The 25,008-nt window shown below is 43.7% G+C and carries 16 protein-coding genes; all 16 read left to right on the top strand.

Annotation, left to right across the window (positions count from 1 at the left end):
• The first annotated feature begins 10 nt into the window (after positions 1-10).
• Positions 11-535 carry a gamma carbonic anhydrase family protein gene (locus MHN09_RS10325; protein ID WP_110289107.1) on the top strand — a complete coding sequence of 175 codons (525 nt, stop codon included), beginning with the start codon at positions 11-13 and terminating at the stop codon, positions 533-535.
• A gap of 520 nt (positions 536-1,055) precedes the next feature.
• Positions 1,056-2,177 (top strand): alanine--glyoxylate aminotransferase family protein, encoded by a 1,122-nt coding sequence (locus MHN09_RS10320; protein WP_231513074.1) that lies wholly within the window; start codon positions 1,056-1,058, stop codon positions 2,175-2,177.
• A gap of 391 nt (positions 2,178-2,568) precedes the next feature.
• Complete coding sequence (locus tag MHN09_RS10315; RefSeq protein WP_014976589.1) at positions 2,569-3,300, top strand: SIMPL domain-containing protein; 732 nt, start codon at positions 2,569-2,571, stop codon at positions 3,298-3,300.
• A gap of 12 nt (positions 3,301-3,312) precedes the next feature.
• Positions 3,313-3,768: a GAF domain-containing protein gene (locus tag MHN09_RS10310; protein ID WP_014949540.1), complete on the top strand. Its 456-nt coding sequence runs from the start codon at positions 3,313-3,315 to the stop codon at positions 3,766-3,768.
• Between the two features lie 2 nt (positions 3,769-3,770).
• Positions 3,771-4,061, top strand: coding sequence for a hypothetical protein (locus MHN09_RS10305; protein ID WP_014949541.1), 291 nt, complete (start codon positions 3,771-3,773; stop codon positions 4,059-4,061).
• A gap of 16 nt (positions 4,062-4,077) precedes the next feature.
• Positions 4,078-4,746 (top strand): RNA chaperone ProQ, encoded by a 669-nt coding sequence (gene proQ / locus MHN09_RS10300; RefSeq protein ID WP_014949542.1) that lies wholly within the window; start codon positions 4,078-4,080, stop codon positions 4,744-4,746.
• A 3-nt stretch (positions 4,747-4,749) separates the two neighbouring features.
• The gene (gene prc / locus MHN09_RS10295) at positions 4,750-6,792 is read left to right on the top strand and encodes a carboxy terminal-processing peptidase (protein WP_014949543.1); all 2,043 of its coding nucleotides are present in this window, start codon (positions 4,750-4,752) and stop codon (positions 6,790-6,792) included.
• A gap of 82 nt (positions 6,793-6,874) precedes the next feature.
• Positions 6,875-8,209 carry a sodium-dependent transporter gene (locus MHN09_RS10290; protein ID WP_202942870.1) on the top strand — a complete coding sequence of 445 codons (1,335 nt, stop codon included), beginning with the start codon at positions 6,875-6,877 and terminating at the stop codon, positions 8,207-8,209.
• Positions 8,210-8,281: 72 nt separating this feature from the next.
• Positions 8,282-9,757, top strand: coding sequence for a Na+/H+ antiporter NhaC (nhaC, locus tag MHN09_RS10285; RefSeq protein WP_049586283.1), 1,476 nt, complete (start codon positions 8,282-8,284; stop codon positions 9,755-9,757).
• 47 nt (positions 9,758-9,804) lie between these two features.
• On the top strand, positions 9,805-12,414 hold the full coding sequence (pepN, locus tag MHN09_RS10280; protein WP_239240575.1) for an aminopeptidase N: 2,610 nt from the start codon (positions 9,805-9,807) through the stop codon (positions 12,412-12,414).
• Positions 12,401-12,643, top strand: coding sequence for a DUF2835 family protein (locus tag MHN09_RS21425; protein WP_049586285.1), 243 nt, complete (start codon positions 12,401-12,403; stop codon positions 12,641-12,643). Before pepN ends, MHN09_RS21425 begins: the two co-directional genes overlap by 14 nt.
• A 333-nt stretch (positions 12,644-12,976) precedes the next feature.
• A complete protein-coding gene (locus MHN09_RS10270) occupies positions 12,977-15,037 on the top strand; it encodes a DUF1302 domain-containing protein (protein ID WP_239240572.1) in 2,061 nt (686 codons plus the stop codon).
• An 11-nt stretch (positions 15,038-15,048) separates the two neighbouring features.
• Entirely contained in the window at positions 15,049-16,416 is a 1,368-nt protein-coding gene (locus tag MHN09_RS10265; RefSeq protein ID WP_061095043.1) for a DUF1329 domain-containing protein, read from the top strand.
• Positions 16,417-16,495: 79 nt separating this feature from the next.
• Positions 16,496-17,542 (top strand): YCF48-related protein, encoded by a 1,047-nt coding sequence (locus tag MHN09_RS10260; RefSeq protein ID WP_061095044.1) that lies wholly within the window; start codon positions 16,496-16,498, stop codon positions 17,540-17,542.
• A 15-nt stretch (positions 17,543-17,557) separates the two neighbouring features.
• Entirely contained in the window at positions 17,558-19,876 is a 2,319-nt protein-coding gene (locus MHN09_RS10255; RefSeq protein ID WP_239240569.1) for an MMPL family transporter, read from the top strand.
• Between the two features lie 196 nt (positions 19,877-20,072).
• Positions 20,073-24,911, top strand: a complete 4,839-nt coding sequence (locus MHN09_RS10250; protein ID WP_239240566.1) for an NAD-glutamate dehydrogenase — start codon at positions 20,073-20,075, stop codon at positions 24,909-24,911.
• Positions 24,912-25,008 lie beyond the last annotated feature (97 nt).

Here is a 25,008-nt window from a genome sequence, read left to right as displayed (position 1 = left end):
GGAGAGGGTAATGCGCTACAAATTAGGTTCTACATCACCGCTGGTTGATGAAAGTACGTTTATAGCGCCAGGCGCACATGTTATTGGTAATGTTGAACTCAAAGTGGGTTCAAGCGTTTGGTTCAATGCGGTTATACGCGGCGATATGGACAAGATAACCGTTGGTAAAAATACGAATATCCAAGATGGCAGCGTATTACACACCGATGCAGGTATTCCTTTAGTGCTAGGTGAAGGGGTAACAGTAGGACATAAAGTCATGCTTCACGGCTGCGAGATTGGTGACTATTCCTTGATAGGAATTAACGCTGTGGTATTAAACGGTGCAAAAATTGGAAAGTACTGCATCATTGGCGCTAACGCTTTGATAACGGAAAACATGGAAATTCCAGATTACAGTTTAGTAGTTGGAGCGCCTGGTAAAGTCATTAGAACATTTGATGAGAAGATCGAACCCAAACTAAAAGCGTCCGCTGAACATTACGTAGATAACGCCAAAACATATAAGTCATCATTACAGCCAGTTGATAGCTGAAATTTAAGACTAGGCTGTTCGCGATATTTTGAATCCCCATAAAAAATGCCCAGAACAAACGTTCCGGGCCTAGGGGAATGGCTCATTGCTGAGCCGTGCGCTAACTTTTACACAGGAGAGTTTAAATAAAATCTTTTAAACGGACAATGAGTATAGAATACATTTGTTTAAATTATAAACAATTTTTGTGTGAATTTTATCTTACACTCTCAAAGTCAATTTAATTGTAGAACTTATACGTTAGTAATCAATGGACTAAAAACTGGTCGGATGTGATGTTTTTTGAGCAAAAAGGTGTACAGTTTATATCCACATGTTGCACACATTTTATCCACGTGATGGAGCGTTGTTAATGTATACCCTTGTTAAATATATAGACATACTTTCATTCATGTAAGTTATGTTGAAAACAGACGGTTGTACCATGCCATTATCCTTGTAGTATGACGTCAACGTTCATGCTAAATATGCGTGATACTGACTCTAAAAACAGGCTCTTACATTAATACGAGGATGGATTATGCAATCATTTTCTACTTTTATTCCCCCTGAACGGACTTTGATGGGTCCAGGACCATCCGATGTTAACCCCAGAATTTTAAACGCCATGGCGAGACCCACCCTGGGCCATCTCGATCCATTATTCATTGAGTTAATGGACCAAACCAAGCAGCTTTTACAGTATGCGTTTAAAACTGAGAATGCACTTACTATGCCTATTTCTGCTCCAGGCTCAGCAGGAATGGAGGCATGTTTTGTTAATCTTGTAGAACCAGGCGACAAGGTACTCGTTTGTATTAACGGCGTATTTGGCAATCGAATGGTCGAAAACGTAGAGCGTTGTGGTGGAGAGGCTATTACCATCAACAATACATGGGGCGAGCAAACTGACCTTAATGTGGTAGAAGACACCCTTAAAGCCAATCCGGATATTAAGATCCTTGCCTTTGTTCACGCAGAAACATCTACGGGCGTACGCAATGAAGCCAAAGCGCTTTGTGAGCTGGCTAAAAAGTATGATTGTCTTAGCATTGTTGATGCAGTTACCTCTCTTGGAGGTATCGAGTTAGATGTTGACGGTTGGAGCATTGACGCTATTTATTCAGGTTCACAGAAGTGTTTGAGTTGCGTGCCGGGTATCTCTCCTGTTTCATTTAGTGAAAGAGCGGTTAACGTTATTCAAAACCGAAAAACGAAAGTGCAAAGCTGGTTTCTAGACATGAACTTGATTGTTGGTTATTGGGGGCAGGGCGCCAAGCGTGCCTACCACCATACCGCACCTGTCAACAGTATGTACGCTATGTACGAAGCACTTCTGATTTTAAAAGAAGAAGGCTTAGAAAATGCGTGGCAGCGTCATGCATTGGGTCATGAAAAACTTGCGCAGGGTCTAAGTGAACTTGGGTTAGAACTAACGGTAGACAGTGCTTATCGTTTGCCTCAATTAAATGTAGTTAAAATTCCAGACGGCGTAGACGATGCTGCCGTTCGCAAGCAATTGCTTGAAGATTTTAATTTAGAAATCGGCGCCGGTTTAGGCGATCATGCCGGTAAAGTATGGCGAATTGGTCTTATGGGATACGCATGTAAACCCCGTAATATCGATCACTGCCTTGCTGCGTTGCGCACTGTGCTTAAGTAAAACGCCTAGCGCCTTTTACTCTTTTCGGTCAACACGTTCAGCGAGATGCTTTGCTGAACGGTTGGCTTTTAACCATTTAGCATATAAAACCCATTTAACATTGCGCTTTGATATCAGTCCGCATAGATCATTACCCACTCAGTGAGATTTAAAATCTTCGTAATCACGCCGTGTTACCGCAGTTATAGTGGTTCTACATCAAGTTGACTGGTATTACTTATCCATTTTTGGGTCTTGCCTCATAAAAAGCACATCTCGGCGAAGTTATATCTCTTCTCGTCTTAGTTCAGTGCTAAGATTTCGTTTATTGCGTATATTCATAAACTATTCAGTTTTAAACATTTATCCTTTAGGTAACGTAATTAAAAGGCACCATAAAAAAGGAATCTCTATGAAAATGATCACGCGTACCAATACTTATTCGACAGCTAAAAGTGTAGTTAAAAAAGCATTGTTAGCATCATCATTTATTGCCTTATCTGCACCTATGGTTGCTGCACAGGCCGCACAAGAAGCGGTTATAAATGTGCAAGGCGTAGGAGCGGTAGAAGTGACACCAAACGCTTATTCAGTCACACTCGTTGTTGAAGAAGAAGGTAATACAGTAGGTAAACTGAACACTCAGCTTGATTCGGACCTCCGCTCTATTGTTAAGTTCTTGCTTAATCAAGGTATAGATGAAAAGCACATTCAGAGTATGCAAGTACGCTTACAACCTCGCTATATCAATACGCCTCAAGGCCGTCAGCAAGAAGGTTTCACGTTGTCACGAGATATCACCGTCACATCTACTGACCTTGAAACTTATGACAAAGTACTAGATGGCGTGCTTAAACGAGGTGTTGATCGCATACAACAATTTAATTTTATTTCAGTTGGTGAAGGCGATGCCTATCAAAAAGCACTTATCTCTGCGGTAAAAGACGCAAAGCAACGTGCACAGTTATTAGCAAAAGAATTAGAGATTGAAGTAGGTGAAGTTGTTGCAATCTCAGAATCTGGTGGCAATATGCCGATTCCAGTAATGCGCGCAGAAGCTTTTGCCAAAGACATGTCTATGTCTTTACCTGGCCAAGAGCGCATAGAAGCGCGTGTTAATGTGTCTTTTAACATTGTTCAATAGCAGGAAATTCGTTTGAAAGAACAACAGTACGGTCAGTTAATAAACCAAGCAAAGAGCTTGGTTTCTGGCGAGCACGATCTTATCGCTAACATGGCAAATATAAGTGCGCTGCTTTTCAATAGCCTCGAAGAGGTGAATTGGGCAGGTTTTTACCTTTATAAAGAAGAGCAGTTGGTACTCGGTCCATTTCAGGGGCAACCAGCATGTATTCGCATTCCACTTGGAAAAGGCGTTTGCGGAACGAGTGCAAGTACCAGAACTGTTCAGCGTATAGCAGACGTTCATCAGTTCGAAGGACACATTGCCTGTGATGCAGCGTCAAACTCTGAGATTGTTGTTCCACTAGTGCTAAACGATGTGCTGGTTGGCGTACTTGATATCGACAGCCCTGTTTTTGAACGCTTTACCGAAGAAGACGAAAAAGGGCTCGTTGAAATTGCTCAAATTCTTATGGATTCGCAGAAATAATTATGAAATCCAGTGTTGATATTCACGTTGTTTTATCCACGTATGAGGATATGGAAGACTTTCATGATGACCCAGATGAGGCATCTGAACGTTTAAATTTTATCTTACATGCGGTGTACGACAATGCAGAAGAAGATATTGAAACACAGCGTTTAGAGCAAATTTTGCACTACGCATGGGAATCTTGGCAACAAGATAAGCATTTATTAGAAATAGATGACGACGAATTGCTTGATTGGGTTGACCACACGCTGGCAACTTGGGATGATGCAAGTAACGATGAAATCTCCTGAATAATTTAGAAAGTTAATGGAATCACCAGAGAAGTTTACCAACAGTAAGGAAGTGATAGCTTTCCTTGCAGAGACCTTTCCGAAATGTTTTAGCATTGAAGGCGAGGCCCGCCCACTTAAGATCGGTATTTTTCAAGATCTTGCCACACGTTTAGAAGAAGAGGAACGCGTTAGCAAAACCTTACTTCGTTCTACACTACGACATTACACCAACAGCTGGCGCTATCTTCATAGCATCAAAGAAGGTGCAAACCGTGTAGATTTAGACGGCGTTGAAGGCGATGCAATTGAAAAAGAACACGCTGATCATGCGCAGCAGCAGTTAGAAGAAAGCAAAGCAAAAGCAGCTGAAAAGCGCAAAGCTAAGCTAGCTCAGCAGCCTAAGCGAAAAGATAAACGTCAATTTAATCGTCCAAAAGGTGAAAAATCTGCAAATTCGGACCATGCTGATACTAAGCGCGGAACTAAACCGAAAAATAACAGACCAAACAATACACCACCTGCGAAATTGACAGATAGCGATTTACAGCAAGGTACGCAAGTTACCGTTAAATTAGGTAAAGCACCTATGCCTGCAGTAATTACCGAAGTAGCTAAAGATGGCATTCACGTTCAATTAGACTCAGGCATGGTAGTTAAAGTAAACGCAGACGCTTTACGTTTGGCACGCTCCAAGAGGTCGTAAAATATGAGAGACATCCTTCGAATTTCCATCGCCAGTGCTTTTCTTACCGTTGGGGTAGGAGCGGGCGCAGTTACGTCAACACCAGAGGTAGACGAGCTTCCCATTTTACAACAGGAATCTCAACACAGTGTTGCAGCTAAGCGAGTAAGCGCACTCTTTACCAGGGCGCACTACAAGGAAATTTCGTTGGATGATGCACTCTCAGCTAGAGTTTACCAGCGCTTCATCGATTCATTAGATCACAATAAACAAGTGCTATTGCTGTCTGATGTTGTGGGTTTTGAGAAATACCGCACATTGTTTGATGATGCGCTGAGTAAAGGCAACCTCTCTGTCGCCTATGATATGTATAACGTAAGCGCAAAACGACGCATTGAGCGTTATGAATTTGCACTTGCACTGTTAGAGAAAGGCCCGTTCGACTTTGAAAAAGAAGGCGATAAGTTCTTTTACGACAGAGAAGACGCTGAATGGCCAGCCAATAAAGCTGAGCTGGATGAAATTTGGCGTCAACGCGTTAAATACGACGCGTTAAATCTAATACTTGCAGACAAAACATGGGAAGAGGCGAAAGAACTTCTTACCAAACGCTATACGAGAGCGATCAAGCGCACTAAGCAAGCAAAGAGCGAAGACGTTTTTCAAACTGCAATGAATGCATTCGCACGTACAATTGAAGCTCACACCAGTTACTTATCTCCGCGTAACGCTGAACGTTTTCAAATGGACATGAACTTGTCGTTTGAAGGTATTGGTGCAGTATTGCAAAGCGAAGATGATTACACGGTAATCAAAAGCGTTGTACCTGGCGGTCCTGCAGACGAGTCTGGCGCAATAAAACCAGAAGATAAAATTGTTGGCGTAGCACAAGACGACGAAGAGTTTGTTGATGTGATTGGTTGGCGATTGGACGAAGTGGTTGAGTTAATTAAAGGCCCGAAAGGAAGTACTGTTCGTCTACAGGTTGAAAAAGGAGCCACGGACGCAAAAACCACGTCGGTAGTTAGCCTTACTCGCGATAAAATTAAGTTAGAAGATCGCGCAGCCAAATCGGAAGTGTATGTGCCAGAGACTGGCCCTCACGCGGGTGAACCTCTAGGTGTAATCACCATTCCAAGTTTTTACAACAACCTTAGTATGGATGTTGCTAAAGAAATAGAAAGCTTGAAAGCGCAAAACGTTAAAGGCGTTATCGTAGACTTGCGCGGTAATGGCGGTGGTTCTTTAACCGAAGCAACGTTACTTACTGGCCTATTTATTGAAAAAGGCCCGGTGGTTCAAATTCGATACGGTCAAAGCAAAGTTAGCGTTAACCGTGATACAGATGGCGAAGTGGCTTATGATGGCCCGTTAACCGTATTAGTTGACAGATATAGCGCGTCTGCTTCAGAGATTTTTGCGGCAGCGATGCAAGACTACAACCGTGCTCTCATCGTAGGTGAACAAACCTTCGGGAAAGGGACAGTGCAGCAGCATCGCGGTTTAGGTAAAATTTATGACCTTTACGACAACCCATTAGGTAGTGTTCAGTTTACTATCGCCAAGTTCTATCGCATTGACGGCGGCAGCACCCAGCATAAAGGCGTTATTCCTGACATTCTTTATCCATCGGCGGTTGAACCAGCTGAATGGGGAGAAAGCCAAGCGGAAAATGCGTTGCCATGGGACAGTATCAATCGCGCTAACTATACGACGTTTGCAGACGGTACTGCTGCGCTTGACGTTTTAACAGCGAAACACAACAAACGTATTTTACAAGATCCTGAGTTTTCTTATATCCAAGACGACATAAAGGAATATAAGGAAAATAAAGACAAGAACTTCATCTCATTAGTTAAATCTGTACGTGAAGGCGAGAAGAAAGAGGCGGAAGAGAAGTCGCTTGCTCGTGCTAACGAACGTTTACAGCGATTGGGAATGGAAACTGTCACAACATTGGACGACCTACCTGAAGATATGGAAGAATTAGATCCATTCTTGGACGAGGCAGCCAATATTACATTCGATATGATCGAAACAGGCCGTTACGCTATCACAAGAAATTAAGTGATAAGAAAAAAGGGCTGGTCTAGGGCCAGCCCTTTTTTTGTGTCTATAAATTATTAAAACAATAATAAAGGGAAATAACATGGCTATCAGAGGCGAATTTTCCTCTCGAATAGGGTTCGTGCTAGCAGCGGCAGGCTCGGCAGTAGGACTAGGTAATATTTGGGGCTTTCCTACAAAGGTAGCAAGTAACGGCGGCGCAGCATTTGTTCTCGTATACTTACTGCTGGCTTTTGTACTCGCTTATCCCGTACTTATGGCAGAACTTATAATCGGACGTAGTTCACGTTCAAATATGGTTGACGCTTTAGGTAAAATATCAGGCAATTTCGCCGGAAGGCTAACGGGCATTTGGGGCTGTGTTACTGTGTCACTTATCCTTGCATTCTACGCTATTGTAGGCGGATGGATGCTGGTTTATTTCGCTGATGCAGCCGTTAGCATGGTCGGATTTACGAGTGCTAGCGACTGGCTACTCACTTCATCAGTTACGCGTAACATTATTTTCTGCTTCTTATTCATGGGCTTAACTGCATTTATCGTTGTCGGTGGTGTAAAGTCCGGCATTGAGAAGTGGTCAGTGCGCTTGATGCCTACATTGGTTATTCTCATTCTTGCATTGATTGTTTATGTGAGCCTACAGCCTGGTGCCGTAGAAGGTTGGTCAGCATATTTAGTACCTGACTTCTCTCGCGTTCTAGACCCAGACTTATTAATTAACGCCATGGGGCAAGCCTTTTTCTCAATGTCGCTAGGTGTAGGTACCATGCTGGTTTATGGTTCATACCTAAGTAAAAATGAAAATCTACCTAGCATTGGCGCGTCGGTAGCGCTTGTCGATATCGGTGTTGCGGTTATCGCGGGTATGCTTATTATCCCGGCCATGTACGTTGCATTAAACAATGGCGTTGAAATCTTCACTCCGGAAGGCGCGTTAATCCAAGGTGACACGCTGATTTTCAAAGTACTACCAGCACTGTTTGATACCATTGGTAGCGTAGGTCTTTTCATTGCCTTTACCTTTTTCGCGCTTATGGCGATTGCTGCCGTCACGTCTTCAATTTCAATGTTGGAAGTTCCCGTTGCGTTTATGGTTGAAAGTAAAGGTCTTCAACGTAAAAAGGCCGTGTTATTGATGGCATCGGTCATCTTTGTATTAAGCTGCATCATCATTTTAAATTTTGAAACCTTGTTCGGCTTTGTTATCGCATTAACTACCGAGTATAGCCAACCGTTACTAGGACTCGCCTTGTGTATTTTCGCAGGTTGGGTGTGGCGCAGAGATGCAATACTCGATGAACTTAAACAAGGTGATCAGTTTGCTGAACACAGCATTTTCTGGAAAATTTGGCCTTGGTACGTACGCTTCGTGTGTCCCGTTATCATTGCGCTTATGTTCTACCGCTCAGTTTTCTAAAGCATTCTGGTAAAAAGCGGACAGCACGCTTAACGCGTTACAAATACAATAATAAGGTTTTAAAAAACGACAATGACGAATAAAGAAATAAAAACGCCGTCACTTCTCGATGCAATGCTTCCTATTCTTGCGTTAGTCATAATGATGGGAAGCGCAGTTTATTTGTTTGCCGATAGCTCTTCTTACGGTCCAAACCAGATTGCACTTCTTTTAGCGATGGGCTTAGCTGCTATCATTGGAATGAAAAATGGCTACAGCTGGAAAACTATCGAAAAGGGCATTGTAGACGGTATCTCAATGTCTTTAGGTGCCTGCTTAATTCTGTTAGCGGTAGGTTCTCTTATTGGCACATGGATGCTAGCTGGAACCGTGCCTACGCTTATCTATTTCGGTTTAGAGTTGCTTAACCCCTCGTTTTTCTATGCTGCCGCTTGTCTGATTTGTGCGGTTGTTGCAATGAGTATAGGTAGTTCTTGGACTACAGCGGCGACTGTGGGTGTTGCACTCATGGGGGTTTCTGCAGGCATGGAAATGTCGGCAGCGATAACAGCCGGCGCAGTCGTTTCAGGTGCGTACTTTGGCGATAAAATTTCGCCCTTATCTGAAACAACAAACTTAGCGCCTGCCGTTGCAGGCACGGATTTATTTGAGCACATTCGTTACATGCTTTGGACGACGATTCCGAGCTTTGTTATTGCGCTTATTCTATTTACGGTACTGGGCTTTAGTGAAGTGGGTGAGGCCAAAGCAGAACGCATTGAGCAGATGCAACTTTTGTTAAATGAGTCTTTTGACTTAGGTTGGCATTTGTTAATTCCCCTTGTCGTTTTGCTCACCTTAGCGATTAAAAAGATGCCTGCGTTTCCAGCTGTTTTTATCGGCGCTTTGTTAGGTGGCGTCTGGGCAGTTGTATTTCAGTGGGATGTGGTTACTTCTATGGCAAGTGGTGACGACTCGGTGAATGTAGGCGCGTTGAAGGTAGTTTGGACTGCGCTTTTCGATGGCGTAAGCTTCTCAACACCTGACGAGAACTTAAACAGCTTGCTTTCTCGTGGAGGCATGTCTTCTATGTTAAATACCATTTGGTTGATCATCTGTGCAATGTCGTTTGGTGCCGTATTAGAGCGTGTTGGCCTATTAAAGCGTGCAGTTTCTGCCATATTAATTGGTGCAAAGTCTGCAGGGGATATGGTGAGCAGAACCATTCTTACTTGTTTTGGTACCAACCTTGTTACTGCAGATCAGTATATTTCAATCGTGATGCCAGGCCGTATGTACAAAGAAGAATTCAAAAAGCGCGGTTTAGACCAATTGAATCTTTCTCGCAGCCTTGAAGACGGTGGCACACTTACGTCTCCACTTATTCCTTGGAACACCTGTGGTGCTTACATGCACAGTGTTTTATTAGTCAATCCATTTGATTACGTGTTCTATGCATTCTTCAACGTAATCAACCCGATCCTTGCTGTTATTTATGCGTATTTAGGTATTAAGATTTTACGTATTACGCCACCACATGTTGAAGTAAACAGCAAAGATACGGTTTAACACAGAGTTCCAATTAAACCCACGTAGGCTTTCTTCCAGGAGGATCTATGTCAGTTCAAGCTAAACGCCGGGCGGATTACCAGCCGCCCGCTTTTTCAATAGCGACAGTTGACCTACATATAACGCTGCACCCAACGCAAACTAAAGTTATCAGCACGTTGTCCGTCACTCGTAATGGCGCGCACGATAGTCCATTAGTACTTGATGGCGATAATTTATCGCTAGATTCTATTTCTATTAACGGTACGCACCTATCTGATAATGAATACACGGTAACAGATAGCGCTTTAAGCGTGGTTACTGAACTTGATGAGTTCGTCTTAGAAATTACCAATACCATTGCCCCTGAGCACAACAAAGCGCTGGAAGGCTTGTATTTATCAGGTGGTGCCTATTGTACGCAATGTGAAGCGGAAGGGTTTCGTCGCATTACGTACTTCATGGACCGCCCGGATGTTTTGTCGGTCTACACAGTGACGGTAGTTGCCGACAAATCAGTACCGATGCTTTTGGCCAATGGCAACCCAGTGGACAAGGGCGAAGTTGACGAAAATACGCATTTTGTTAAATGGCACGATCCACATCCAAAACCTTGCTACCTTTTTGCTCTAGTTGCCGGTGACTTCGATTTACTCACCGATAGCTACACCACCACTAGCGGTAAAGAGGTTGCGCTAGAACTTTATGTTGATAAAGGCAAAAAGTCTCAAGGTATTTTCGCATTAGAATCTCTCAAACGGGCGATGAAGTGGGACGAAGATGTGTTCGGGTTAGAGTACGACTTAGATATCTACATGATTGTTGCCGTCGATTTCTTCAATATGGGAGCGATGGAAAACAAGGGCTTAAATGTATTTAACAGTAAGTTTGTATTAGCCGATCAAAAAAGTGCCACCGACGATGACTTTTTCAATGTTGAGTCGGTTATCGCGCACGAGTACTTCCACAACTGGACTGGCAACCGGGTTACTTGTCGCGATTGGTTCCAGCTAAGCCTTAAAGAGGGGCTTACTGTATTTAGAGACCAACAATTCAGCGCAGATATGACTTCGGCGTTAAGTAATCGTATAAAGCACGTTCGTGTTATGCGAGAACACCAGTTTGCAGAAGATGCGAGTGCAATGAGTCATCCAATTCGTCCGGAAGAAGTCATTGAAATGAACAACTTCTACACGGTGACGGTTTATGACAAAGGCGCTGAAGTTATTCGCATGTTCCACACATTATTGGGGCCTGACGGCTTCAGACGTGGTATGGACGAGTACTTTAGAAGACACGACGGTCAGGCTGTCACCTGTGATGACTTCATTTCAGCAATGCAGTCTGCTACTGATTTAGATTTAACCCAGTTTACCCGCTGGTATAGTCAATCCGGTACGCCAGTGATTTCTGTCGCACACAGCACTGAGGTCGATGATGAAGGCATTGTTAAGCATAGCTTTACATTGTCACAGCACACACCTGCAACCTCCGATCAGAAAGAAAAGCTTCCTCTATATATTCCTGTAAATATCGAGATTATTGATGATGAGGGGAAAAGCTATACAGACAACGAGTCGTTAATTCAAAACGGCATGGTCATTTTAAAAGATGATTCTATGCGTTTTACTGTAGAAGCCAAAACTACTAATTTAACACCTGTAGTATTGGGTAACTTCTCAGCGCCAGCGAAAGTAGAAAACCCATTGGGGACAGAGTCTTTACTTACTATATTTAAGCATGCGAAGGATCCATTTAATCGTTGGGATGCAATGCAAACGTTGTATGACCGCTGTGTGAAGCAATTAGAGGAATCGCCGGGGTGTGGTATCAGCAATGAAATCTGGAACGGTATCAAGCAAGCGATTGCCCAAGAGCAGAACAACCTTGAATTGCTGAGTGAATGTTTAGTCATACCTTCGTTTGAGACACTGTGCCAAAGCCGAAGTAACATAAACGTTTCCGCACTTTCGAAAGCGAGAAAAGCGTTCTGCGACCAGTTTGCTCGCGCACTCGAAAAAGAGCTAAAACACGTCTTCGAAAATATCGAGAAAAGCGCGTATTGCTACACGCAAGAAGCGGTGAATCAACGTCGCTGCAAAAATGTCGTGCTTGCACACTTAGCGCGGTTACCCCAACACGAGCATATTGTGGTTTCTCAGTTTGAAACCGCTGATAATATGACAGATACGCTAGGCGCGTTGAGAAGCGCACAACACTGTAGCGCCACCACTTTCGACAGTTTGATGGCTCAGTTTGAGCAATCGTGGAATCATGACCCGCTTGTTTTGGACAAATGGTTCGCACTCCACGCTACGCAAAATCGAGACGATATCTTTGCGACTATCACAATGTTATGTGAGCACCCTCAGTTCGCAATGAGTAACCCGAACCGTGTTCGTTCTGTTATTGGTAGCTTCGCTTTCTATAACAGTGAAAGGTTTCATGCACTCGATGGCAGTGGATATAAATTTGTAACCGACTACTTACTCAAGCTCGATGCGGTCAACCCACAGGTTGCCGCCCGTATTGTAACGCCACTGACGCAATGGCAGGGCTTTGCAAGCGAGCATCAGGTTCATATGAAGCAACAGCTTGGCCGTTTGCTTAATCACAAAGGTTTAAGTAAAGATTTGTTTGAGAAAGTAAGTAAAAGCCTTGCTTATGACAAGCATTAACCAAACTGACTCGGTTTTTTACTTTTCAATAAATGCACCTTACAAGCAATGTGAGGTGCTTTATGTTCCATCTATGCCAGATGTGGTCATGGTCAGTGAATCAGGCCTAAGCGTCCAGGTACCGACCAACCGGCTCAGGCAATTTGTTACGTCTAATGGTATTAAAGGTCGTTTTAGGATGATTATTGATGCCAACAAAAAAATAAAATCTTTTGAAAGGCTCGCATAGAGCCTTTTTTGTACGCGACGAATTACTCTTTGGTATACGAGCTTTCACCACTCCCATACGTGACACTTATGCGTTTTCTTTTGTCATTGAGCGTTCCAAAATACTTAACGCAACCGTTCTGCAATATTTCTGTACATTTTTCCTGCAAGTTTATAAATGCCTTTTATATTCACAATAAAGCAATAACTATTTGATACGACTAATGTTGTAAATTTTGTTAACTGGTAGGATTAGTTCTTGCGGTTGTAGCAAAATGATGTAATGATTTTGTTAATCGTTATGGTTGGTCATGATGTCACGTATTAAGTCACATCGACTTGGGAGTATAAAAATATGAAAAACGGGCCTAGCGCTTTTAAGATATCACCGGTAGCAGCGGGAGTTCTCTCACTGCTAGGTGCTGCTGCAGTACCAGCACACGCTGCGAATTGGCAAGTGGGTGATGTAAATATTTCTTTAGATTCAACATTTACATTAGCTACAAGTATTCGAACAGAGGCAAGAGATTACGACCTTATAGGTAACAGTAACCATCCTCAATTCGACTGGAGCGGTTATCACGCAGCTTTCAATCCTTTATACCCAAGTGGCGACGTGTGGGGTTTAGCAGATGGCGGTTATTCCACCAATGGTGACCTTGGTAACCTTGCACACGATCCAGGTGACGCGTTTGCAACGCAAATTTCAGGTACTCATGAATTAGATATCAATTTTGGCGACTATGGTTTCTTCGCCCGTGGTTTCTGGTTCTACGACTTTGAGCAAATGGACGGCGACCGTCCATACTCTAACCCAATAACGGGTAACCAATACGACTTATGTCAAGACCCTGAAGCAGAAGACCTACTGTGTACCGATGTACGTCTTTACGACGCATTCTTCTATGGCGATTGGTGGATTGGCGACAAACCATTTACGCTTCGTGTAGGCCGTCAGGTAATCAGTTGGGGTGAAAGTACATTCATCCAGCACGGTATTAATACAACGAACCCTGTTGATGTAACACGAGCTCGTGCTCCAGGTGCAGAACTTAAAGAAGTATTCCTTCCAGTAGGGATGGTGTACGCGTCTTTAGGTTTGACAGACACAGTAAGTATTTCTGGTTATTACCAGTACGAATGGCAGCGCAGCTGGCTTCCTGTTTCTGGCAGTTACTTCGCGGGCAACGATTTTGCAGGTGAGGGCGGTCAACGCCAAAACGTCCAGCTTGGTTTCAGTGGTAACCCAGACATCGACTTAGATCACCTTCTCACTGCGTTAAACGGATACGGTGATTTACTTCGCTCTGGCGCTAATCCAGAGGACATTTCGCAAGCCTACCTTGCTTATCCAACCAAAGTGGCTATTCGCGGTTTTTCTGACGCAGCGCACAACGACGCCGACGATCAGGGTCAATACGGTTTACGCTTGACGTGGTTTGCCGAGAATTTGAATGAAACAGAGTTTAGTTTCTATCACATCAATTACCACAGCCAACGCCCGCTTATTTCAGGTAAGACATCAGACTTTACTGCTGAAGGTATTGGCGCAGATCTCGCGTTCCTAGCATCTAATACCGTTACTCGCGACAACATCACTGAACTGGGTGCATTTACGAAGTCTGAGTTCTTCTACCCAGAAGATATCAAACTTTACGGTATGAGCTTTAACACCAACATTGGTACTACGGCTCTTGCTGGTGAATTTGCCTATCGCGTAGATGAACCACTTCAAATAGATGATGTAGAGTTACTTTACATGGGTATGCCTGAACAGTTAGCTAACGCAGGTCTACGTCCAGATCTTGAGGGAATCTCTCAGCTAAATAACATTGGTAGAGCGGTTGGCCCAGGTGAAACTGCAGAGGGTTTCCTTTTCTCTGATACATGGCAAATGCAGTTCACCGCGTCACATGTATTTGGTCCTAAATTTGGCTCTGACAATTTCGTGCTTCTAGGTGAAGTAGGTTATGTAAACGTTGTTGATATGCCAGACCCAGACGTAATTCGTTTGAACGCACCGGGTACTGCTCGCACACCGTCACTTGAACCAATTAACGGAAACTCACGTGAAGGCTTACATCAAGGTCTTTCAGACGGCCCTGAAACTAACCCATTTGCGACAGACGACGCGTGGGGCTATCGCTTATTGGCGGTTGCTGATTACAACTCAATATTTGCTGGTATGAACCTTCGCGTTCGCGGTACTTTCTCTCATGACGTTGAGGGTACTACGCCAGATCCATTATTCCTTTTCACAGAAGATGTTAAGTCTGCTGCACTTTCTTTCACGTTCGACTATTTAAGTAAATGGTCTGCAACGGCGTCTTACAGTGCGTTCTGGGGCGGCATTGGTACAACTAATGCGCTATCTGACAGAGACTTCATTTCATTTAACATCAAATACGCAATCTAAGAGTGGTTTTTATGATTAGAAAAGTAGGAATTATTGCAGCTGCCTTGTCACTGGCTTTATCTGGTGCAAGCGCTATGGCTAAAGTGTCTGAAGCAGACGCAAACAAATTAGGTAACGAACTTACGCCGCTTGGCGCAGAAAAAGCGGGTAATGCTGACGGCAGTATCCCAGCGTGGACTGGCGGTATTACTTCAGCACCAGCGGGCTACACAGTGGGTGATCACCATCCAGACCCGTACCCTGAAGATAAAGTGCTATTTGAAATCACGGCACAAAACTACAAAGAATACGCGGACTTTCTATCTGAAGGTCAGAAAAAGCTTTTCGAAGCTTACCCTGAAACCTTTCGAATGCCGGTTTACCCAACGCGTCGTTCTGCGTCTAATCCACAGTTTATCTACGATGCAACTAAGGTAAATGCAACTAGCGCTGAGCTATTAGACGGCGGTAACGGAATTAAAGGGGCTGTTCTCGGTATTCCGTTCCCAATTCCACAAAATGGTCTTGAAGCAATTTGGAACCATATACTTCGCTATCGTGGTGAAGCGGTTCAGCGTAATGGAGGTCAAGCTGCAGTAACAACTGGCGGTGATTACAACGTAATCGGTTTTGACGAGCAGTTATTAATTAAGTACGCAGAAGAAGGTGCTACACCAGAAAAGCTTACTGACGAAAACGTCCTTTTCATGTTTAAACAAAAAGTAACAAAGCCAGCTCGTTTGGCGGGTACAGCACTGCTTGTACATGAAACAGTTGACCAAGTAAAAGAGCCGCGTAAAGCATGGACCTACAACACGGGTCAACGCCGTGTACGTCTAGCGCCAAACATTGCTTATGATACACCTGGAACTGCAGCTGATGGCCTTCGTACTACCGATGACTTTGATATGTTTAACGGCTCACCAAACCGTTACAACTGGAAGTTAGTGGGTAAGAAAGAAATGTTCGTTGCATACAACAACTATGCACTTCATTCAGATAATGCGAAGTACGATGACATCTTAAAGCCAAACCACGTTAATCCAGACCTAACACGTTGGGAAAAACACCGCGTTTGGGAAGTAGAAGCCACATTGAAAGACGGTTTCCGTCATATTTATCAAAAGCGCGTATTCTTCATTGATGAAGATAGCTGGCAAGTTCAAGTTGCTGATATGTATGATAATCGTGGCGAACTTTATCGTGTTGGTGTAGCGTATGGGGTGAACTATTATGAAGTACCTACCCAGTGGTCTACGCTGGATGTGTACCATGACTTGAACTCACGTCGTTACCTGGCCATTGGCCTCGATAACGAAGAAGAGATGTACGACTTCACCGTACGCCCACGAGATGTGGAATTTACGCCTCAGGCGTTACGACGAGAAGGTATGCGCTAATCGCCTTACACAACAAACGGTTGGCAATTGCCAGCCGTTTTTGTATGCAGACAATTATAAATAGGGGGAATGGTTAATTATGAAAAAAACCATTGCAGCGTGCATTGCCGCCACTTTCGCAGTTAATTACTCTACAACTGCAATCGCCGAAGAAGCATTCATGGCACCATTGGTTGAGCAATCGGTTCTTTTGGACATAGACGCTGATACATTTGTCGTTATTGTCGGTGAACGCGGTCACGTGTTAGTTTCAGAGGATGGTGAGGCATTTACTCAAAAAGCCGTACCAACACAATCAACGCTTACAGCGACAACTGTTGTAGGCGACAATATTTGGGCAGTGGGCCACGACGCTGTCATTCTTCATTCTTCAGATAAAGGCGAGACGTGGGAAATACAAAATTTCCAACCTGACCTTCAGCGCCCATTTCTAGACGTTTTATTCTTCAACGAAAAGCAGGGGATTGCTACAGGTGCCTATGGCTTGTTCTATCGAACCTTAGACGGTGGAAAAACGTGGACGGCAGAACGTCATGCCAGTCTGCTTGACCCAATGGATCAAGAATACCTTGAAGATATTCGAAAAGAAGATGAAGACTTCTATCAGCAAGAACTTGAATCTATTTTACCCCACTTAAACAGAATTACCCTTGATGGTGATACGCTTTACCTAGCAGGCGAAGCCGGTCTGCTAGCCAAAAGTACCAATATGGGAGAATCGTGGGAACGGTATTACGTCGACTATACAGGATCGTTTTTCGATATTAAGCCGCTTGATGAAAATACCGTTCTAGCGGTTGGCCTTCGCGGAAATATATTTGTTAACAGAAACGAAGGTGGGTGGGAATACGTACAAACTTGCTCAACCAGCACACTAAATTCAATTCTAATTGGTTCTGAATCGAAGGTTTATGCTTTGGGTAACAACGGGATGATGGTAAGCGCACAGCGACCTTTACCCACCAGTATGCGAGACCCCTATGCAAACCTTTCAGATTGCGAAGCTGATGAAGGCATTGTCGTTTCACAAATTAAAGACAAAGCCGCGCTTCTTAATGCAACACAGTTCAATGGTAAGAATATTGCCGTTACTGCGAATGGCATTAAAACGTTGAATTTAAAATAGGGCAGTATAAAAACAATGACCCATTTTCTTGAAAAATTAGTATTCGGAAACCGTAAAATTGTCGTAGCCTTGTTTGCTATAGCCACAGTTTTCCTTGGTTACCAAGCTTCACAAATGCGCTTAGACGCAGGTTTTGAAAAGAACATACCGCTAAATCACGAATACATGAAAACGTACATTGAGCACCGCCAAGATTTTGGTGGCGCTAACAATATATTAGTTTCTGTGTGTGATAAAAACGATAACATCTACAATCAAAACTTCTTCGATACCTTAAAGAATGTTCACGACCAACTCTTCTTTATTAATGGGGTGAACCGTTCGTTAGTTATTTCGCTTTTCTCTCCTTCAACCCGCTTTACTGAAATTGTGGAAGGCGGCTTTGCAGGCGGGCCAGTCATTCCTGCCGACTTTAATTCTGCGAGCCCAGAAGCATTAGAGTTGGTGGCAGCTAACGTAGAAAAGGCAAACATCGTCGGAAGACAAGTATCCAGTGATTACAGCTGCGCAATGGTAACAGCACAATTGCTCGATATTGACCCGCAAACTGGCGAGCCTCTCAATACATTGGCGCTAGCAGCAGAGCTTGAAGAGCAGCTTCGCGGTCAATATGAAAACGAAAATACGTCTATTCATATAATTGGCTTTGCGAAAATGATTGGCGATGTGGCCGACGGTGCAAAAGACGTGTTGATCTTTTTCGCCATTGCTATCGCGATTACGGCCGTAATGGTGTATTTCTTCTCGCGCAGCATCATGCTTACGTTATTGCCATTAGTATGCTCAATCATTGCCGTTATCTGGCAGCTAGGCCTGCTTACTTCTATTGGCTTTGGTATGGACCCTATGTCAATACTGGTACCATTTTTAGTATTTGCCATTGGTGTGAGCCACGGCGTACAAATGATAAACGCGGTAGAAAAACAAGCAGTAACCGGTATTGGTGCTAAACGGGCATCTATGGCGGCATTCAGAAACTTGTTGGTTCCAGGCGGAATTGCACTGTTATCTGATACGGTTGGCTTTATGACGTTATTGGTAATCGATATCGGCATTATTCGCGAGTTGGCGATTACGGCAAGTATGGGTGTAGCGGTAATCATTCTTACCAACTTGTTGCTGCTGCCTGTGCTGATGAGCTTCTTAAAACTTGACCAGAAATATGTCGAAAAATTCGCGGGTAAAGAAAACGCTAATTCGAAATTCTGGGAAGTCATCGCAGCTTGTTCACGTAAAAAGCCTGCGGCAATAATTCTTATCGTTACGGCTATCCTATTCGTGTTTGGTCATTTCCAAGCTCAGAATATGAAGATAGGGGACTTGCACGCGGGTGCACCTGCACTTCATGAGACGTCGCGATACAACCAAGACACTTTCCTTATTACCGACAAGTACGAAGTTACGGTCGATTACATTTCCATTTTGGTAGAAACTACGCCAGAGGCATGTACATCGCATAGCGTGATGAAGGCCATGGATGACTTCCAGTGGAAAATGGAAAACGTACAAGGTGTTCAATCGGCAGTATCGTTGGCCTCGGTAGCGAAAATTGTAAATGCAGGTTACAACGAAGGTAACGTCAAGTGGCAAGTCATTCCGCGCAACCAGCAAACCTTAGTTCAAGCTATTTCTCGTGTTCCAACATCATCAGGTTTACTCAATGGCGACTGCTCGGTCATGCCGATTATTCTGTTTATGGAAGACCACAAAGCAGAAACGATCTCTCGTGTCGTTGAAGCGGTAAAAGCGTATCGCGATGAATATCAAACCGATGATATGAAGTTCAGTCTTGCTTCTGGACCTGTTGGCGTGATGGCCGCAACTAATGAAGCGGTTAGTGCAGCGCAAGACCCTATGATGCTTTATGTATTTGGTGCCGTTATAGCGCTTTGTCTAATTAGCTTCCGCTCGCTGCGTGCTACGTTAGTTGTTGTTATTCCGCTGTATGTGGTGTCTGTACTGGCGCAAGCCCTAATGACATACCTTCAAATTGGCCTCACCGTTTCTACTTTACCAGTTATCGCACTTGGCGTGGGTATAGGTGTGGACTATGGTATTTATATACTCTCTACCAAGAGCTTAATGCTGAAGAAAGGCGCTACCGTTCAAGAAGCATATTTCGCTGCCTTGAAAGAACGTGGAAGTGCTGTGCTATTTACCGGTATTACGCTGGCAATAGGCGTGAGCACATGGGTGTTCTCTTCGCTTAAGTTCCAAATGGATATGGGCATTTTGCTTACATTTATGTTCGTCGTAAATATGCTTGGAGCAATAATTGTACTGCCTGCACTAGCGAGATTCCTATGGTGGAACAAGAATGACCCTAATGCATAAAATATTTTTGCATAGCTAAGCATTAAAAAGGGCCTTTAGGCCCTTTTTTTTGGGTGTTCTCTGCATATTTATCTATGCTGTTAATATAAGGTTAAAAATGGGCTTTCATTAGCGTCATTTATTAGAGAAAATAGTTAGGTACTCGGCACTTATACCAAGTTGGATTGGTATTACGACATTCAAAAAAGGTTAACAAATGACAGTCACCTCACAGCGACACTCAGTACTGCTAGACAATGTATTTGCACTTATCGACAAAAAAGTAGATACCAAGCAGAAGTCTCTTGTGCAGCAATTCGGACGTCTGTTGTATAAAAATATTTCAAGCGATGACCTAGAAAATCGCAACGACAGCGACCTTTATGGTGCAACACTTAGTTTATGGAATGGATTGGCGAAGTTTGAGCATACGTCGCCATACATACGCGTATTTAACCCGGAAATTGCCAAACACGGCTGGCACTCAAGCCACACAATTGTTGAGATTATTGTGTCGGATATGCCATTCTTGGTTGACTCGGTGCGCATGTTGCTAAATCGTTTGAACATCACCGCACATTTATTCCTTCACAGCCCAATTGGCATTAAGCGCGACAAAGCGAACAAAGTTGAAGCGTTTGCTGAGCCAGGTCAATCGCTTGAAGGTGCGAAAAAAGAAACGGTCATCTTTATCGAAATCGATAGACAAACATCGAAAAAAGACATCGATGCTCTAACACAAGAACTGCACTCTGTCGTTGATGAAGTTTCTTTGGCAGTTCAAGACTGGCAAGGCATGACAAATACCTTGCAAGACGTAATTAAAAACAATGCCAAATTTAACTGGCCTGTATCTGCAGAAGCCAAAAAGCAAACTAAAGCTTACTTAGAATGGTTAGGCGATCACAACTTCACAATGATGGGTTACCGTTATTATGACGTTAAAGCCATTGAAGGGGACCATAGATGGATCCCTCAAAACGACACCAGTTTGGGTTTGCTTAAGAACTCAGTAAACGACCGGGAGCGTTTGTTGTCTCGCTTGCCTGCATCAGCCCGTGCGGAAGCGCTTAGCAAAAACCCATTGATTCTGACTAAAACAAATTCACGCGCGCGGGTACACCGTCCTGCATATATGGACTATGTAGGCGTGAAGGTGTTTAACAAAGAAGGTCAGGTTGTTGGTGAGCACCGCTTCTTAGGTCTGTACTCTGCCTCTTTCTATAACAACAGCGTAACTCAGCTTCCGATTTTACGTGAAAAAATCAAACGTATTTGTGAGCTATCTGGTTTCGAGCCTGGAACTCACGCATACAAAGCGTTTGCAAATATTATAGAAACCTACCCACGAGATGAGTTGCTACAAACGCCAGCAGAAGAACTAGCGCAAATCGTAATGGGTATTTTTCAAATGCAAGAGCGTGGAATTTCACGTTTATTCATTCGAAAAGACATTTTTGGCCGATTTTTCTCGTGCATGGTGTTTGTGCCAAGAGAGCGCTATAACACCCAGTTACGCAAAGAAACCCAAGCGCTACTTAAAGCGTCATTGGGCGCAACCGAAGAAGTGGAATTTACTACGTTCTTCTCAGAGTCTGTATATGCTCGTACGCATTACATTGCTAGAGTCAACGACAACAACGCGGAATTCGATGTGAAGGAAATAGAGCAAAACATTATTGAGTTGACCAAAACCTGGAATGACAGACTCGCGTCAGCAATTTCAGCGGCACACGGTGAGGCTTCGGGTAAAGCGTTGGAACGCAAATACAACAATGCTTTCTCTCGCAGCTATATGGAGCATAACCTACCGTCAGCAGCGCTTGTAGATATTGGCAAACTAGAGATGTTAGACGACAGCCACACACTGGATATGTTGTTCTATCGTCCACAAGAAGAAGACGCTGACAGCCAGATAGTTAAGCTTAAGCTTTTCCACCGTGCCGAGCCTATCCATTTGTCTGACGTGTTACCAATGCTTGAGAATTTTGGGTTACGCGTAATCGATGAAAGCCCTTATAAAGTCACGTGTTCAGAAGGTGAACGTAACTGGGTCATGGACTTCACCATGTTACATAAAAGTGGTCAGCACTTTGACATGGAAAACGCCCAGGTTCTCTTTCAAGATGCCTTCGCCAAAGTGTGGTACAAGACACTAGAAGACGACGCGTTTAACCGTCTTATCCTTGGCGCGAATATGACTGGCCGTAAAGTTACGGTACTCCGTGCTTATGCTAAATACATGCGCCAGACCGGCAGTTCTTTCAGCCGTGACTACATCGCAAACACGCTAGCTAACTATCCAGACATTGCTCGTTTACTCGTAGACTTTTTCGACCAGCGTTTTAATCCTAAGAAAAAGCGCAATGAGAAAAAAGAGGAAGGTATTCTTGAGACTATTAAGGAACAGTTAGATAACGTTAGCAACTTGGATGATGACCGAATTATTCGTCGTTATCTGGATATGATGTCTGCAACGTTACGTACAAACTTCTATCAGGCAGACGATGCCGGCAATGAAAAATCATATGTATCATTTAAGATGATGCCTGAACTCATTCCTGACATGCCATTACCACTTCCTAAGTTTGAAATTTTTGTTTACAGTCCTCGCGTTGAAGGTGTGCACCTGCGTGGCGGCAAAGTTGCCCGCGGCGGTCTTCGTTGGTCTGATAGACAAGAAGACTTCAGAACAGAAGTACTCGGCTTAGTAAAAGCGCAACAAGTTAAAAACACGGTGATCGTGCCGGTTGGTGCAAAAGGTGGTTTCGTTTGTAAGAACCTACCTGTAGGCGAAGGTCGCGCAGCTATTCAGGCTGAAGGCCAAGCATGCTATCGCACTTTCATCACCAGCTTGTTAGATATTACTGACAACATTGTAAATGGTGAAATTGTTCCTCCTAAGGATGTTGTTCGCCTTGATGATGACGACCCTTATTTGGTTGTTGCTGCAGATAAAGGCACCGCCACATTCTCTGATATCGCAAACGGTATTGCGGAAGAGTTTGGGTTTTGGCTGGGCGATGCATTTGCATCTGGCGGTAGTATTGGATATGACCATAAGAAAATGGGTATTACTGCGCGCGGCGGATGGGAGTCGGTTAAACGTCATTTCAGAGAAATTGGTATCGACTGTCAGACCACTGACTTTACCGCTGTTGGTGTGGGTGACATGGCAGGTGACGTATTCGGTAACGGTATGTTGCTATCAGAGCATACGCGACTAATCGCTGCGTTTAACCATTTACATATTTTCTTCGATCCAAGCCCAGATGCAGCAGCAAGTTATAAAGAGCGTCAACGCCTGTTTGAGAATCCAAGCCTAAGCTGGGAAGACTATGACAGTAAGCTGATTTCAAAAGGCGGTGGCGTATTTAGCCGCGCGTCTAAATCTATCAAGCTTACACCTGAAATGAAAAAGTGGTTAGGTACGCGTCAGCTAACGATGACGCCTAATGAGCTAATTCACAATATATTGAAAATGCCAGTCGACCTACTGTGGAACGGTGGAATCGGTACGTATATTAAGAGCAAGAAAGAATCTCACTCAGACGTAGGTGACCGTGCTAATGATGACTTACGCGTCAATGGTCGTGACGTACAAGCTAAAATTGTGGGCGAGGGCGGTAACTTAGGTCTAACGCAGTTAGGTCGTATTGAATATGCGTCTAACGGTGGCCGAGTTAACACTGACTTCATCGATAACGTAGGTGGGGTTGATTGCTCGGATAACGAAGTAAACATCAAAATCTTGCTTAACAGCCTAGTTAACGACGGCGAACTTACGCTTAAACAGCGTAATAAGTTGCTCTACGATATGACCGACGATGTAAGTCGAATTGTACTGAAAGACTGCTACCGTCAAACTCAATCTATCTCTATTACTGAGTTAGCTGGCGTTAAGCAACTTAAAGAACAGCTTCGCTTTATCCACGGTCTTGAGCGTGAAGGTCAGCTAAACCGTGAATTGGAATTTATTCCAAGTGACGATGAGATTTCTGATCGCGTAGCCACGGATCAAGGTTTAACTCGCCCAGAGTTAAGCGTTTTGATTGCGTATGGCAAAATGGTACTTAAAGATGCGCTTAATATTCCGGAAATTACTGACAACCCTTACCACGGTAAGTTGTTAGTAGAAGCCTTCCCTAAAGTGCTCCGCGAAAAATTCGCAACACACATGCAACAGCATCCGCTTAGAAGCGAAATTATTGCGACTAAGTTAACCAACAACATGGTCAACGACATGGGCCTTAACTTCGTGTTTAGAATGCAGGAAGAAACTGGCGCAAGTGTGAGCGAAATTGCTGACGCATACGCAATTGTTCACGGTATCTTTAACATGAAGACGCTGTGGGAGCGCATCGAACAACTGGATAACGTTATTCCAGCTCAGCTACAGCTTAAAATGTTAGATGAAGCACGTAGAATTATGCGTCGCGCTTCGCGCTGGTATATTCGCCACGGTAATAAGACGCAATCCATTGAAGAAGCCATCGCGAGCTACCGTGGTACCTTCGATATCTTATCGAAGAACCTGCAAAACTATCTTGTTAAAAGTGAATATGCTCAGCTTGAAGCTGTAACGCAGAAATATATCGACAAGGGCGTTCCTGAAGATATCGCTTACCAGGTAGCAAGCTTCTCTAATATGTTCTCAAGCTTCGACCTTGCGCAAATTGTAGAGTCTGATAAACATGATACTGATGTTGTTGCTAAGCTTTACTATCAGCTAGGTTCTCGTTTAGAGCTTCACTGGTTCTTAGATCAGATAAACAACCAGGCGGTAAGCAACCACTGGCAAGCGTTAGCTCGCGCCTCGTATCGTGAAGAGTTAGATTGGCAGCAGCGTTCAATTGCGGCAAATCTTTTAGCTTCTCGTGAAGACATTAATAATGCAGATCAAATTCTGGATGAGTGGATTGAAAGCAATCAAGTACTGCTTAAGCGTTGGTATCACATGATGTCAGAGTTTAAGACCAGCACAACACACGAATTTGCGAAATTTTCTGTCGCTTTACGTGAATTGATGCTTTTAAGCGTGAAGTCTAACCATTAGAATACACGCACCTTAATGATTTAAGCCCTGTTTATCAGGGCTTTTTATTGGCTGGGTGATTAATGCTGATGATTATTTCAGCAACGTTTGTGCAAGA

It is taken from the genome of Alteromonas sp. MmMcT2-5 (assembly GCF_022348315.1).
Taxonomy (GTDB): domain Bacteria; phylum Pseudomonadota; class Gammaproteobacteria; order Enterobacterales; family Alteromonadaceae; genus Alteromonas; species Alteromonas macleodii.
Note: the sequence above shows the minus strand (reverse complement) of the source record. Positions and strands in the feature narration are given on the sequence as shown.